Annotated in this window: 11 protein-coding genes; 7 read left to right on the plus strand and 4 right to left on the minus strand. The window is 63.5% G+C overall.

Annotation, left to right across the window (positions count from 1 at the left end):
* From ACK1VC_RS21150 to ACK1VC_RS21170, 5 genes are all read left to right on the plus strand, one after another.
* Nucleotides 1-1,158, plus strand: a 1,158-nt coding sequence (locus ACK1VC_RS21150) for an SfnB family sulfur acquisition oxidoreductase (RefSeq protein WP_449118035.1), incomplete at its 5' end; no start/stop codon positions are given.
* Nucleotides 1,158-2,549, plus strand: a complete 1,392-nt coding sequence (locus ACK1VC_RS21155; RefSeq protein ID WP_449118036.1) for an LLM class flavin-dependent oxidoreductase — start codon at nt 1,158-1,160, stop codon at nt 2,547-2,549. The genes ACK1VC_RS21150 and ACK1VC_RS21155, both read left to right, overlap by 1 nt.
* On the plus strand, nt 2,542-3,342 hold the full coding sequence (locus ACK1VC_RS21160; protein ID WP_016484382.1) for a MetQ/NlpA family ABC transporter substrate-binding protein: 801 nt from the start codon (nt 2,542-2,544) through the stop codon (nt 3,340-3,342). The genes ACK1VC_RS21155 and ACK1VC_RS21160 overlap by 8 nt, the downstream gene beginning before the upstream one ends.
* A gap of 1 nt (nt 3,343) precedes the next feature.
* Nucleotides 3,344-4,453, plus strand: coding sequence for a methionine ABC transporter ATP-binding protein (locus tag ACK1VC_RS21165; protein ID WP_191087153.1), 1,110 nt, complete (start codon nt 3,344-3,346; stop codon nt 4,451-4,453).
* Nucleotides 4,443-5,087 carry a methionine ABC transporter permease gene (locus tag ACK1VC_RS21170; protein WP_008096606.1) on the plus strand — a complete coding sequence of 215 codons (645 nt, stop codon included), beginning with the start codon at nt 4,443-4,445 and terminating at the stop codon, nt 5,085-5,087. Before ACK1VC_RS21165 ends, ACK1VC_RS21170 begins: the two co-directional genes overlap by 11 nt.
* 28 nt (nt 5,088-5,115) lie before the next feature.
* Here the strand turns inward: ACK1VC_RS21170 and dibA are convergent, their stop codons facing one another.
* A complete protein-coding gene (gene dibA, locus ACK1VC_RS21175) occupies nt 5,116-7,011 on the minus strand; it encodes a phosphodiesterase DibA (RefSeq protein WP_060518095.1) in 1,896 nt (631 codons plus the stop codon).
* A 146-nt stretch (nt 7,012-7,157) separates the two neighbouring features.
* On the opposite strand from dibA, the gene desA reads away from it, so the two are divergent.
* Both desA and ACK1VC_RS21185 read left to right on the plus strand, forming a co-directional pair.
* Nucleotides 7,158-8,342, plus strand: a complete 1,185-nt coding sequence (desA, locus tag ACK1VC_RS21180) for a delta-9 fatty acid desaturase DesA (protein WP_016484379.1) — start codon at nt 7,158-7,160, stop codon at nt 8,340-8,342.
* A 99-nt stretch (nt 8,343-8,441) separates the two neighbouring features.
* Nucleotides 8,442-9,470: a GGDEF domain-containing protein gene (locus ACK1VC_RS21185; RefSeq protein WP_096425453.1), complete on the plus strand. Its 1,029-nt coding sequence runs from the start codon at nt 8,442-8,444 to the stop codon at nt 9,468-9,470.
* 53 nt (nt 9,471-9,523) lie between these two features.
* Here ACK1VC_RS21185 and ACK1VC_RS21190 read toward each other — a convergent pair whose 3' ends face one another.
* From ACK1VC_RS21190 to gabD, 3 genes are all read right to left on the minus strand, one after another.
* The gene (locus ACK1VC_RS21190; protein WP_023048203.1) at nt 9,524-10,783 is read right to left on the minus strand and encodes a response regulator; all 1,260 of its coding nucleotides are present in this window, start codon (nt 10,781-10,783) and stop codon (nt 9,524-9,526) included.
* 138 nt (nt 10,784-10,921) lie between these two features.
* Nucleotides 10,922-12,199 (minus strand): 4-aminobutyrate--2-oxoglutarate transaminase, encoded by a 1,278-nt coding sequence (gabT, locus tag ACK1VC_RS21195; RefSeq protein WP_016484376.1) that lies wholly within the window; start codon nt 12,197-12,199, stop codon nt 10,922-10,924.
* Between the two features lie 182 nt (nt 12,200-12,381).
* A complete protein-coding gene (gabD, locus tag ACK1VC_RS21200) occupies nt 12,382-13,824 on the minus strand; it encodes an NADP-dependent succinate-semialdehyde dehydrogenase (protein WP_016484375.1) in 1,443 nt (480 codons plus the stop codon).
* Between the last annotated feature and the right edge of the window lie 147 nt (nt 13,825-13,971).

Consider the following 13,971-nt stretch of genomic DNA (forward strand, 5'->3'; position numbering starts at 1 on the left):
GACACCGAAGCCCTGAATGTCGCCGAAGACATCGCCCAGCAACTGCGCCGCGACAGCGCCCTGCGCGATCGCGAGCGCCGCCTGCCGCATACCGAGCTGGAGCTGTTCACCCGCTCCGGCCTGTGGGCCATCAGCGTGCCCAAGGCCTTTGGCGGCGCCGGCGTGTCCAACGTCACCCTGGCCAAGGTCATCGCCCGTATCGCCCAGGCCGACGGCTCGCTCGGGCAAATCCCGCAAAACCATTTCTACGGCCTGGAGGTGCTGCGGGTAAACGGCACCCCCGAGCAGCAACAGCGCCTGTACGCCGAAGTACTCGCCGGCCGGCGCTTCGGCAATGCGCTGGCCGAGCTGGGCACCAAAACCGCCAACGATCGCACCACCCGCCTGAGCCGTGACGGCGACGGCTTTCGCATCAACGGCCGCAAGTTCTATTCCACCGGCGCCATCTACGCCCAGCGCATTCCCACCTCGGTCGTCGATGAACAAGGCGTGCAGCAGCTGGCCTTCGTCCCGGCCGATAGCCAGGGCTTGCATGTGATCGACGACTGGAGCGGCTTCGGTCAGCGCACCACTGGCAGCGGTTCGGTGGTGTTTGACAACGTGTACGTCAGCGCCGCCGATGTGGTGCCGTTCCAGAGCGCGTTCGAGCGCCCAACGCCGGTCGGGCCGCTGGCGCAAATCCTTCATGCTGCCATCGACACTGGCATCGCCCGCGCCGCTTATGAAGATGCCCTGCACTTCGTGCGCACCCGCAGCCGCCCGTGGGTCGACTCGGGCCTGGACAAGGCTACGGATGACCCGCTGACGCTGAAGAGTTTCGGCCACCTGGCGATCCGTCTGCATGCCGCCGAAGCCCTGCTGGAGCGCGCCGGCGAATACCTCGACCGCGCCCGCGACGACAGCACGGCCGACAACGTGGCCGCCGCCTCCATTGCCGTGGCCGAAGCACGTGCCATCAGCACCGAGATTTCGCTCGCTGCCGGTACTGCCCTGTTCGAACTGGGCGGCAGCCAGGCAACGCTGGCCGAGCACAACCTCGACCGCCACTGGCGCAACGCCCGCGTGCACACACTGCACGACCCGGTGCGCTGGAAGTATCACGCCATCGGCAACTACTACCTCAACGATACCAACCCGCCACGCCGGGGGACCATCTGATGGCCAGGCAGATTCTGCTCAATGCCTTCAACATGAACTGCATCGGGCACATCAACCACGGCCTGTGGACCCACCCACGGGATACCTCGACCCAGTACAAGTCCCTGGAATACTGGACCGATCTGGCCCGCCTGCTGGAGCGCGGCCTGTTCGACGGGCTGTTCATTGCCGACATCGTCGGCACCTACGACGTCTACGGCCAGTCGCTGGACGTCACCCTCAAGGAGTCGATCCAGCTGCCGGTCAACGACCCGCTGCTGCTGGTTTCGGCCATGGCTGCCGTCACCCGCCACCTGGGATTCGGCCTTACCGCCAACCTCACCTACGAAGCGCCATACCTGTTCGCCCGGCGGCTTTCCACCCTCGACCACCTGAGCAATGGCCGGGTGGGCTGGAACATCGTCACCGGCTACCTCGACAGCGCCGCCCGGGCCATGGGCCTTGAGCAGCAACCCGAGCATGACCGTCGCTACGACCAGGCCGACGAATACCTGCAAGTGCTTTACAAGCTGCTGGAAGGCAGCTGGGCCGATGACGCGGTGGTCGCAGACCGCAAGCAGCGCGTCTATGCCCGGCCCGACAAGGTGCGCAAGGTCAGCCACCACGGCGAGTTCTACAACGTCGAGGGCTATCACCTGAGCGAACCCTCGCCGCAACGCACCCCAGTACTGTTCCAGGCCGGCAGCTCGCAGCGTGGCCTGGCGTTCGCCGGCAACCATGCCGAATGCGTGTTCATCAGTGGCCAGGACAAGGCCGCCACCCGCGCCCAGGTCGACAAGGTGCGCGCTGCCGCCCAGGTCGCCGGGCGCGACCCGCAAGCGATCAAAGTGTTCATGGGCATCACGGTGATCGTCGCCCCTACCGAGCAAGCGGCCCAGGCCAAGCATGCCGAATACCTGCGCCATGCAAGCCCCGAGGCCGGCGTCGCGCACTTCGCCGCCTCCACCGGCATCGACTTTGCGGCCTACGGGCTGGACGAGCCGATTGGCTTCAGCCAGGGCAATGCCATCCAGTCCGCCACGCGCCAGTTGCAGAACAACGCCTGGACCCGCCGTCGCCTGCTTGAACAGCACGCCCTGGGTGGCCGCTACGTAACCCTGGTCGGCTCACCGGAACAAGTGGCCGAACAGTTGATCGCCTGGATCGACGAAACCGGCCTGGACGGTTTCAACCTGACCCGCACCGTCACCCCGGAAAGTTTCGAGGACTTCATCGACCTGGTCATCCCGCAGTTGCAACAGCGTGGCCGCTACAAGACCGCCTATGCCGAAGGCACCCTGCGCGAAAAGCTGTTCCAGGCCGACCACCCGCACCTGCCCGCCGACCACCCGGGCTCGACCGACCGCTTTACCCCAACCCCTGCCCCGACTGGAGCCCTGCACCATGCTTGAGAAACTGTTCCGGCCCGTCGCGGCCATTGCCCTCACCCTGGGCCTGTCCGCCAGTGTCCTGGCTGCCGAACCGCTGAAGATCGGCACCACCTCGGCTTTTGCCATTCCGCTGGAAGCCGCCGTGGAAGAAGCGCACAAGCAAGGCCTGGAAGTGAAGCTGATCGAATTCAGCGACTGGATCGCGCCCAACGTCAGCCTCAACAGCGGCGACATCGACGTGAACTACTTCCAGCACATCCCGTTCCTGGAGAACGCCAAGGCTGCTGCGGGCTTCAACCTGGTGCCTTACGCCTCGGGCATCATCAACAACGTTGGCCTGTACTCGAAAAAGTACAAGAGCTTTGCCGAGCTGCCTGAGGGCGCCAGCGTGGCGATCGCCAACGACCCGATCAACAGCGGCCGTGGCCTGCAACTGCTGGCCAAGGCCGGGCTGATCACCCTGAAGCCAGGTGTTGGTTACAAGGCCACCGAGGACGACATCGTCGCCAACCCGAAAAAGCTGAAAATCCTTCAGGTCGAGGCGGTTCAGCTGGTCCGCGCCTACGACGACGCCGACCTGGTGCAGGGCTACCCGGCCTACATCCGCCTGGCCAACACCTTCGATGCCACCTCGGCATTGCTGTTCGACGGCCTGGAAAACAAGGAATACGTGATCCAGTTCGTCATCCGCCCGCAAAGCAAGGACGACCCACGGCTGGCCAGGTTCGTCGACATCTACCAGCACTCTCCGGTGGTGCGCGCAGCATTGGACAAAGCCCACGGCAAGCTGTACCAAGCCGGTTGGGAAGGCTGACATGAGCCAGGCCCACGCGCTCAGGGCGCCTGCACCACAACCATCGCCGCCACCGGTCAAGGAACAGGCCCTGCGCCCGGAGGTCAATGAAGCCCATGTACGCTTTATCGGCCTGGGCAAGACCTACCCTGGCCAGCCGCAACCGGCCTTGCAAGGCATCGACCTGAACATCCGCCATGGCGAGATCTTCGGCATCATCGGCCGCAGCGGTGCCGGCAAGTCTTCACTGCTGCGTACCATCAACCGCCTGGAGCAACCCAGCCAGGGCCGGGTGCTGATCGACCAGGTGGACATCGCGCCTTTCGATGAGGACCACCTGGTGGCGCTGCGCAGGCGCATCGGCATGATCTTCCAGCACTTCAACCTGATGTCGGCCAAGACCGTATGGCAAAACGTCGAACTGCCGTTGAAAGTGGCCGGCGTGGCCAAGGCCGAGCGCCAGCGCAAGGTGCGCGCTTTGCTTGAGCTGGTCGGTTTGCAGGAAAAGCACCACGTGTACCCGGCGCAGCTGTCTGGCGGGCAGAAACAGCGCGTCGGCATTGCCCGGGCGCTGGTACACGACCCCGAGATTTTGCTGTGCGACGAAGCTACCTCGGCGCTGGACCCGGAAACCACCGCTTCGATCCTTGAGTTGCTGCGCGACATCAACCAGCGGCTGGGCCTGACCATCGTGCTGATCACCCACGAAATGGCGGTAATCCGCGATATCTGCCACCGGGTGGTCGTGCTGGAGCGCGGCGAAGTGGTCGAGCAGGGCGAAGTCTGGCGGGTGTTCGGTGCCCCACGCCACGAGGTCACCCGCACCCTGCTAGCGCCGTTGCAGGCCAGGTTGCCTGCCGCACTGCAAGCCAGCTTGCGGGCCAGCCCGGTAAGCCGCGACAGCGCTGTAGTGCTGAAACTGACCCTGCTCGGTGAGCCCGAGCTGTCTGCTTTGTTCAACGATCTGGGCGGCCGCGTACGCCTGCTGCAGGGCGGCGTGGAAACCATCGGCGAGCATGCCTTGGGGCAACTGATCCTGTCGGTGCAACATTCGCCGCACGACACCCACCAACTGCTGGAACGTGCCCGCCGCTGGGCCGAGGACGTGGAGGTACTGGGCCATGTGGTTTGATCGCCTGCTGGAAGGCTTGCTCGACACCTTGCTGATGGTCGGCGTGTCGTCGCTGATCGCCCTGCTGGTGGGGGTGCCCATGGCGGTGCTGCTGGTCACCAGCGACAAGGGCGGAATCTTCGAGGCACCGTTGCTGAACCGGGTGCTGGGCGCCTTCGTCAACCTGTTCCGCTCGATCCCGTTCCTGATCCTGATGGTCGCGCTGATCCCCTTCACCCGCCTGGTGGTAGGCACCACCTACGGGGTGTGGGCGGCGGTGGTGCCGCTGACCATTGCCGCCACGCCGTTTTTTGCGCGCATTGCCGAGGTCAGCCTGCGCGAAGTCGACCATGGTTTGGTGGAAGCTGCACAGGCCATGGGCTGTCGGCGTTGGCACATCGTCTGGCACGTGCTGTTGCCCGAGGCGCTGCCGGGCATCGTCGGGGGTTTCACCATTACCCTGGTGACCCTGATCAACTCCTCGGCCATGGCCGGTGCGATCGGTGCCGGGGGCTTGGGCGACATTGCCTACCGGTATGGCTACCAGCGCTTTGACAGCCAGATCATGCTGACCGTGATTGCCATGCTGGTGGCGTTGGTGGCGTTGATCCAGCTGGGTGGGGACCGCCTGGCGAAGGGCCTGAACAAGCGATAGACGAGGGCCGCAAAGCGGGCCCTGGGTCTCAATCCCAGCGAAGATCCGCAGCCGGCACCGGCCGCCCGAACCAGTACCCCTGCCCCAGCTGACACTGCTCCAGCAGCAGGAAGCTGGCCTGCTCCGCCTGCTCGATGCCCTCGGCATGCACCTGCATGCCCATGCTGCGTGCCAGGGCAATGATTACCCGCACGATCGCGATGTCATCCTCATCCAGAGGCAACCCGGCAACGAAGCCCTGATCAATTTTCAGCTTCTGCACCGGCAAACGCTTGAGCCGCAGCAACGACGAATACCCGGTGCCAAAGTCGTCGATGGCCAGGGTCACGCCCAGCTCGCGCAAACGGTGCAACTGCTCCAGCGCCACTTCCGGGTCTTCCATCACGGCGCTCTCGGTGACTTCCAGCTCCAGCAGCGCCGGCGCCAGGCCGGTGTCGTGCAGCACTTCGGCAACCTGCTGGTACAGCTCGTGCTGGCCAAACAGCCGGCTGGAGATGTTCACCGCCACAAATGCCAACTGCCGGCCTTCGGCCTGCCACTGCACCATTTGCAGGCAGGCCTGGCGCAGCACCCAGGTGTCGATTTCGGCAATCAGCCCGGTGCGCTCGGCAATCGGGATGAACTCGCCCGGCGGCACAAGGCCGCGCTGGGGGTGCTGCCAGCGCACCAGTGTCTCGACCCCGACCTGCCGGCCTGTCGCCAGGTCATGTACCGGCTGGAAGTACACCCGCAGCTCATCCTGCTCCAGGGCCCGGCGTAGCTCACCGGCGGTCTCGACCCGCTGTTGGGCGTGAGCAGTCAGCTCTTCGGTGTACAGCGCATAGCAGGCCCTGCCGTTGCTTTTGGCCTTGTACAACGCCGCGTCGGCATTACGCAGCAACTGCTCGGCGCTCAGGGCGTCGCTGGGGAACAGGCTGATACCGACGCTGGCACTGATGAACAGGCGATTTTCCTCGAACAGGAACGGCTCGCGCATGCGTTCGATAATGCACTGCGCCAGCTTGCCCGCCTGGCCGACCTGCTGGCAGTTCTCGGCCAGCACACCGAACTCGTCGCCACCCAGGCGTGCCAGGGTCACGCCATTGCCCAGCACCTCGCCCAGGCGCTCGCCCACCAGCTTCAGCAACTGATCACCGATGGTGTGGCCCAGGCCGTCGTTGATACTCTGGAAATGGTCCAGGTCCAACAGCAGCAGGGCACAACCGCGCTTGTTGGCCTGAGCGGCCGCCAGGGCCTGCTCGACCCGGTCGGTGAACAGCAGGCGGTTGGGCAGGCCGGTGAGCGGATCGTGGTGGGCCAGGTAGGCCAGTTCCTGCTCCGAATGCTTGATCGCGCTGATATCACTGAACACCGCCACGTAATGGCTCAGCTCACCGTCGTCATTGCGGATAGCGCAGATGGTCTGCCATTGCGGATAGATTTCGCCGCTTTTGCGCCGGTTCCAGATTTCGCCGCTCCACTCCCCCTGCTCGGCCAGGGTGGCAAAGATCTGCTGGTAGAACGCCTGGCCGTGGCGGCCCGATTTGAACTTGCTCGGGCGCTGGCCGATCACCTCATCCTGCTGGTAGCCGGTGATGCGCATGAAGGCACGATTGACGTGCACAATCAGGCCCTGGCGGTCGGTGACCAGCACACCTTCGAGGGTACTGTCGAACACTGCAGCAGCCATGCGCAGCCGCTCGCGGTCCTCGCAGCGCAAGCGCGCACCAATGCCGATGAAGTTCAGCAGCCGCACCCTCGAAACATAGATCAGCACGGCACTGAACAACACCCACAGCACCACATTGATCTGCCGCCCCACGGCCAGTGCCAGGGGATCGTCAGCCATGCCGTGCAGCATCACCTCGGCCAGCGCCAGCCAGAGGATCGAGAGCACCACATACAGCGCAGCCATGCGCAAGGCGTCGCGAACGGAAACAGACATGTCGGGTGGAAAAGCCCATCAAAAAGGAGTGGGCATTATAAAGGGTGAAACATGTCGTGACCTCCTATCTAAACGGTTGACTGGTTTTATTTCCCCGCCAAGGGATAATCAGCCCTTCCCCCCGCATTTCGAGGGTATTTACATCTATGTGGTATAACGGCCTGCTCGACTTGTCGGCCTGGCAACTGGTCGGCATCACTCTGCTGATGACCCACGTGACCATTGTCAGCGTCACGGTCTACCTGCATCGCTACTCCGCGCACCGGGCCCTGGAGCTCAATGGCGCGCTCAAGCATTTCTTCCGCTTCTGGCTGTGGCTGACCACGGCGCAGAACACCCGTGAATGGACCGCCGTCCACCGCAAGCATCACGCCAAGTGCGAAACCCCCGACGACCCGCACAGCCCGGTGTACAAGGGCCTGGGCACTGTGCTGCGCAAGGGTGCCGAGCTGTACCGTGAAGAGGCGCGCAACCCCGAAACCCTGCGCATCTATGGCAAAAACTGCCCGGATGACTGGATCGAGCGCAACCTCTACTCGCGCTACAAGCTGGGTGGGATCGCGCTGATGGCGGTGATCGACCTGCTGCTGTTCGGTACCGCCGGCATCACCATCTGGGCTGTACAGATGATGTGGATTCCATTCTGGGCCGCCGGTGTGGTCAACGGCCTGGGCCATGCCCTCGGCTATCGCAACTTCGAATGCCGCGATGCTGCCACCAACCTGGTGCCTTGGGGCATCGTCATCGGGGGCGAAGAGCTGCACAACAACCACCACACCTACCCCAACTCGGCCAAGCTGTCGGTCAAGCGTTGGGAGTTCGACATGGGCTGGGCGTGGATACGCCTGTTCTGCCTGCTGCGCCTGGCCAAGGTACAGCGCGTGGCGCCAATCGCCCACCGGGTGGCCGGCAAGGCAAGCCTGGACATGGACACCGCCATGGCCATCCTCAACAACCGCTTCCAGATCATGGCCCAGTACCGCAAGCTGGTGATCGGCCCGCTGGTCAAGCAGGAGCTGGCCCGGGTGGACGCTTCGGTGCGCCACCACTTCCGCCGCGCCAAGCGCCTGCTGTCGCGTGAAACCAGCTTGTTGGAAGACCGCCACCATGTGCGTATCGAGTCCATGCTTGCCCATAGCCAGGCGCTGAAGACCATTTACGAAAAGCGCCTGGCCCTGCAGCAGATCTGGGCGCGCACCAGCGCCAACGGCCACGACATGCTGGCTGCCATGAAGGACTGGATACACGAGGCCGAAACCAGCGGCATCCACGCCCTGCGCGACTTCGCAGCACAACTCAAGACCTACTCCCTGCGCCCGACCGGCGCCTGACCGCCGTTGATCGGCACGCCCCATTTCGGTGCGTGCCGTTCGGAACTTAGCCACCTCGACTCCACTCAAATTTGGCACATCGCCCGCGTGGCGGGCCGGATGCTGGCCGCACGCTTTTACGTCGAGACCCGCTTCGTGCACATGGCCAAGAATATTCCAACGACATTGCCCGGCACCCCGCCTCCCGAAGCCGCCAAGACTTTACTTGCGCTCCTGCACGCCCAAGGCGAGGTAGCCCGCCTGAGCGAGCGCGATCAGCTGTTCAGTTCGTTGCTGGACAGCGTCAACGCGGTGCTCTGGGCATTTGACTGGGAAACTCGTCAGGTGCTGTACGTAAGCCCCGCATACGAACGCATCTTCGGCCGCCCGGTCAGCCTGTTGCTGGCCGATTACAACGAATGGCGTGACAGTATCTACCCTGACGACCTCGAGTTCGCCGAGCGCAGCCTGGCCCAAGTGCTGCTCAAGGGCGCTGTGGAAGACCGCGAGTACCGCATCCTGAATGCCGACGGGCAACTGCGCTGGCTGAGCGACAAGTGCTATATCAACCAGCAACACGTGGGCGACCGGGTAATCATTGTCGGTATCGCCGAAGACATCACCGAGAAGAAGCAGCTTGAAGGCGAACTGCAGCGCCTGGCCACCACTGACGTGCTGACCCAGAGCAGCAACCGCAGGCACTTCTTCGAATGCGCCCAGCAGGCCTTCGACAGCGCCCGAGAAGACGGTACACCGCTGGCCTTCCTGCTGCTGGACATCGACGACTTCAAACGCATCAACGACAGCTACGGCCACCAGGAAGGTGACCAGGTACTGCAACACATCGCCGACAGCGGCAAGGCCGTGCTACGCCGTGGCGACCTGTTCGGGCGCATTGGCGGCGAGGAGTTTGCGGCCGTGTTCCCCGGTTGCAATACGCAGGTGGCCGAGCAGATTGCCGAACGCTTGCAGCGGCAGATCCAGCGGTTGAGTTTCATCCACGGTGAGCAGACGTACGGGGTGACGGTGAGCCAGGGGCTGACCGGGCTGACCGAAGAAGATGTGGCACTGGACAGCCTGTATGCCCGGGCCGATGCGGCGATGTACCAAGCCAAGCGGCAAGGCAAGAACCAGATCGTCCGCGGCTGACCCATCCTGCGCAGGTAATGGTATGACTGGGGCTGCAAAGCGGCCCCAACATCTCAGCTGGGCGCTTCAGCCTCCGCCACAGGCGGCTCTTCCTGGGGCTTCACCTCCGGGTTATCCACCTTGCGCAGCCGGTTCAGCTCCGGCAGGCCCATCTTCAGCAAGCGCGCGGTCTTGCCACTGGCCACTTTCTCCAGCCCCTGCTCGGCCGGCAGCCGCGACAACTGCCCCGCCAGGTTCATGGCCAGGATCTCCCGCGAATACACGCCGCCGCCCAACTGGTAGATCGCCGCGATCAATTCGCGCAAGGCCAGCGGCAAACGCCAGCGTGTCCGCAGCGCCGAGCCGAACGCTGCTCCGAACTCATCCAACGATTGCTGCACGTTATGTTCGTCTAGCTCGCCCCCGGCCAACCGCCACTCTTGCAGGCAGCGCAACACGGCCAGGTCGCCCAGGCAATGCAGCAACCCCGCGCAATAGCAGCGCCCTTCGTCCAGCTCGAGCATGCGCGCCAATGTACGGCCATATTCGGCCGTATGCAGTGAAAGCTGCCAATACCCGGCCGCGTGCTGCGCCAGCAACGGGTCGCTGAGCCGTGCACTGCGCTTGAGGGTCATGCCCAGAATCAGATTCATGCTCTGGGTGCTGCCAAGCTTGTTCAGGGCCTGCAGCAAGGTTTGCACCGGCGCTTCACGGTGCAACGCAGCGCTGTTGGCAGCCGCGATAAGGACGGCGGTAACCTGAGGGTCGTTACGCACTTCCTCTTCGAGCACCTTCAGGTTCAGGCCCTGAGGGTTGAGCGCCCGCTTGATCGCCACCTGCACGTCGGCCAACAGCGGCCCGCCATCGGCGGTAGCACGGCGCTGCTCAAGGTAGGTGGGCAGGCTGGCACCTGCCTGCAACGCCGGCACCGGGCAGGCGATTTCTTCGCCAACGGCCAGCAGCAGCTCTTCCAGGCGCTTGCGCAGGTTGTCCAGGTTCAGGGGTTTGCTCAGGTAGGCAGTGGGGTGCAGGGGCAACACCTCGCGCACACTGGCGCTGTCGCTGCGGTTGCTCATGAGGATGAACGGCAAGCCCGGCCCTTTGGCGCGCACCTTGCGCAACAGGTCCAGGCCATCGACACCGGCCAGCTCGCGGGCGGCGATAATCAGGTCTGGCTTGCTGGACAGCGCGCTGAGTGCCTGCGCCCCATCGGCGCACACCTGCAGGCGGGCATCGCAGCGCACACTGAGCAGCATCTCGCTGAGCATGTCACGCACCCACGGGTCGCCTTCCACAATCAGTACGCTGGGTGGGGTGGGGTCTGCAGCGTTCATCGCCAACTACTCCTGAATAGCCTGACACACGTTCCGTCGCAGCTTCCAAAGCCAGTCCTCCGACAACCATAGCGCCACATGGCTTTTCAGGGCACAAAAAAAACCCGCCGAAGCGGGTTTTTTCAGAAGCGCGTCACATCAAGCGAGTTCAGCGAAGCACTCTTCGATGATGGCCAGGCCTTTGTCCAGCAGTGCGTCTTCGGCAGTCAGCGGTACCAGGATACGCAGAACGTTGCCGTAGGTGCCGCAGGACAGCAGGATCAGACCCTTGTCGCGTGCCTTGGCAACAACCTGGCCAACAGCAGCAGCGTTCGGGGTGTGAGTGCCTTTCTCGAAGACTTCAACAGCAATCATCGAGCCCAGACCACGGACGTCGCCGATGATCGGGTGCTTCTTCTGGATTTCGCGCAGGCCAGCGGTCAGGCGCTCACCTACAGCCTTGCTGCGGTCCAGCAGTTTTTCTTCTTCGAACACTTCGATCACGGCCAGGGCCGCGGCGCAAGCGATCGGCGAACCGGCGTAGGTGCCGCCCAGGCCGCCCGGGGCGATGGCGTCCATGTACTCGGCCTTACCGCACACACCGGCCAGCGGGAAGCCGCCAGCGATGGATTTGGCGAAGGTGGTCAGGTCAGGCGCAACGCCCATCTGTTCCATGGCGAAGAAGGTACCGGTACGGCCAGCACCCGTCTGAACTTCGTCGGCGATCAGCAGGATGCCGTGCTGGTCGCACAGCGCGCGCAGGCGCTTCATCAGCTCTTTCGGCGCTGGCAGGAAGCCGCCTTCGCCTTGTACCGGCTCGAGGATGATCGCGGCGATGTCACGCGGCTCGGCGTCGTTCTTGAAGATGCGCTCGACCGAAGCAATGGCGTCGTCAACGCTGATACCGTGCAGTTCGCTCGGGAACAGGGCGCGGAAGATGCCGCCTGGCATCAGGCCCATGCCAGCGGAGTACGGCACGACCTTGCCGGTCAGGCCCAGCGTCATCATGGTACGGCCGTGGTAGCCGCCGGTGAAGGCGATGACGCCAGCACGGCCAGTGGCAGCACGGGCGATCTTGACGGCGTTTTCAACGGCTTCGGAGCCGGTGGTGACCAGCAGGGTCTTCTTGTCGAAGTCGCCTGGGACCAGCTTGTTGATCTTTTCGCACAGCTCTACGTAGGGTTCGTAGGCCAGCACCTGGAAGCAGGTGTGGCTGACTTTGGTCAGCTGCTCTTGCACGGCTGCAACCACTTTCGGGTGCAGGTGGCCGGTGTTCAGTACTGCGATGCCGCCGGCGAAGTCGATCAGTTCGCGGCCTTCAACGTCGATCACGGTCGAGTTCTTCGCGGTGTCGACGAAGATCGGGTGGATCTGGCCAACGCCACGTGGGACGGCAGCTACACGACGTTGCATCAAGGATTCGTTGGTCTTGCTCATAATGCCCTCATTGCGCCGACAGGAATGGCGCTTTTATTCGGGGGTGGCTGGGAGTGCTCGCGCACAGTATTCGTTGATCGACTGCCGTAAACGCCCTGGCCACCAGGTACTGCGATGTAAAAAAGGCCAGCGAGACGTCGCTCTCGCGCCCCGCTGGCAGAGGTAAAGCCTTTACCGTGCTATCAGACGCTGATGCACAGGTATTTGATTTCGAGGTAGTCCTCGATACCGTATTTGGAACCTTCGCGGCCCAGGCCCGAAGCCTTGATGCCACCAAACGGTGCCACTTCGTTGGAGATCAGGCCGGTGTTGATACCCACCATGCCGTATTCCAGGGCTTCGGCAACACGGAACACACGGCTCATGTCGCGGGCATAGAAGTACGAAGCCAGGCCGAACTCGGTGTCGTTGGACATGGCGATGACTTCGGCTTCGTCTTTGAAGCGGAACAGCGGCGCCAGTGGGCCGAAGGTCTCTTCCTTGGCGACAGCGGCGGTTTTAGGCACGTCGACCAGGATGGTCGGCTCGAAGAAGTTGCCTTCGATCAGCTTGCCACCGGACAGCACCTTGGCGCCTTTGGAGACGGCGTCTTCGATGTGTTCCTGAACCTTGGCGACAGCTTTACCGTCGATCAGCGGGCCCGTGGTGGTGCCGTCTTCCAGGCCGTTACCGATCTTCAGCTTGGCAACTGCAGCGGCCAGCTTCTGGGCGAACGCGTCATAAACGCCGTCCTGCACGTAGATACGGTTGGCGCAGACGCAGGTCTGGCCGTTGTTGCGGTACTTGGAGATGATCGCGCCTTCAACCGCCTTGTCCAGGTCGGCATCGTCGAACACGATGAAGGGGGCGTTGCCACCCAGCTCCAGAGAAACCTTCTTGATGTCCTTGGCGCACTCTTGCATCAGCTGGCGACCGATTTCGGTCGAGCCGGTGAAGGACAGCTTGCGTACCAGGGAGTTGCCGGTCAGTTCGCCGCCAACTTCGCCAGCGCTGCCGGTCACGACGCTCAGCACGCCAGCCGGGATACCGGCACGGTGGGCCAGCTCGACCAGGGCCAGGGCGGAGTAAGGGGTTTGCGAAGCAGGCTTGAGCACCATGGTGCAGCCAGCGGCCAGGGCCGGGCCGGCTTTACGGGTGATCATGGCGGCCGGGAAGTTCCACGGGGTGATGGCCGCGGTAACACCGATTGGCTGCTTGATGACGATCAGGCGCTTGTCTGGCTGGTGGCCCGGGATGGTGTCACCGTAGACGCGCTTGGCCTCTTCGGCGAACCACTCGATGAACGAGGCGGCGTAGGCGATTTCGCCCTTGGCTTCGGCCAGTGGCTTACCTTGTTCGGTGGTCATCAGGCGAGCCAGGTCGTCCTGGTTCTCGATCATCAGTTCGAACCAGCGACGCAGCTTGGCCGAACGCTCTTTGGCGGTCAGTGCACGCCAGGCCGGCAGGGCCTTGTCGGCAGCTTCGATGGCACGGCGGGTTTCCGCGGTACCCATCTTCGGCACGGTGCCGATGACTTCACCGGTGGCCGGGTTGGTCACCTTGATGGTCTGGCCATTGTCCGCATCCAGCCACTCACCATTGATGTAGGCTTGCTGGCGGAACAACTGAGCGTCTTTGAGCTGCATGTCGGCTTCCCGAATTGTTGATTGTTGAAAAGCGCCCAAGGCAGGGCATCGAGCGTTTGAAATCTCAAACGCAGTTGACCATGTCGATTGAGGGATAATGCAAGTTGCCTTGCAGCAGAAGCAGGTTGGCGAGCAGCCGGTCAAGCG

The organism is Pseudomonas sp. XP2, assembly GCF_053557975.1.

What these genes read in the sequence shown, in the direction of transcription:
- ACK1VC_RS21155 (WP_449118036.1), top strand. Translation starts at nt 1,158, where the DNA reads ATGGCCAGGCAGATTCTGCTCAATGCCTTCAACATGAACTGCATCGGG.
- ACK1VC_RS21160 (WP_016484382.1), top strand. Translation starts at nt 2,542, where the DNA reads ATGCTTGAGAAACTGTTCCGGCCCGTCGCGGCCATTGCCCTCACCCTG.
- ACK1VC_RS21165 (WP_191087153.1), top strand. Translation starts at nt 3,344, where the DNA reads ATGAGCCAGGCCCACGCGCTCAGGGCGCCTGCACCACAACCATCGCCG.
- ACK1VC_RS21170 (WP_008096606.1), top strand. Translation starts at nt 4,443, where the DNA reads ATGTGGTTTGATCGCCTGCTGGAAGGCTTGCTCGACACCTTGCTGATG.
- dibA (WP_060518095.1), bottom strand. Translation starts at nt 7,011, where the DNA reads ATGTCTGTTTCCGTTCGCGACGCCTTGCGCATGGCTGCGCTGTATGTG.
- desA (WP_016484379.1), top strand. Translation starts at nt 7,158, where the DNA reads ATGTGGTATAACGGCCTGCTCGACTTGTCGGCCTGGCAACTGGTCGGC.
- ACK1VC_RS21185 (WP_096425453.1), top strand. Translation starts at nt 8,442, where the DNA reads ATGCTGGCCGCACGCTTTTACGTCGAGACCCGCTTCGTGCACATGGCC.
- ACK1VC_RS21190 (WP_023048203.1), bottom strand. Translation starts at nt 10,783, where the DNA reads ATGAACGCTGCAGACCCCACCCCACCCAGCGTACTGATTGTGGAAGGC.
- gabT (WP_016484376.1), bottom strand. Translation starts at nt 12,199, where the DNA reads ATGAGCAAGACCAACGAATCCTTGATGCAACGTCGTGTAGCTGCCGTC.
- gabD (WP_016484375.1), bottom strand. Translation starts at nt 13,824, where the DNA reads ATGCAGCTCAAAGACGCTCAGTTGTTCCGCCAGCAAGCCTACATCAAT.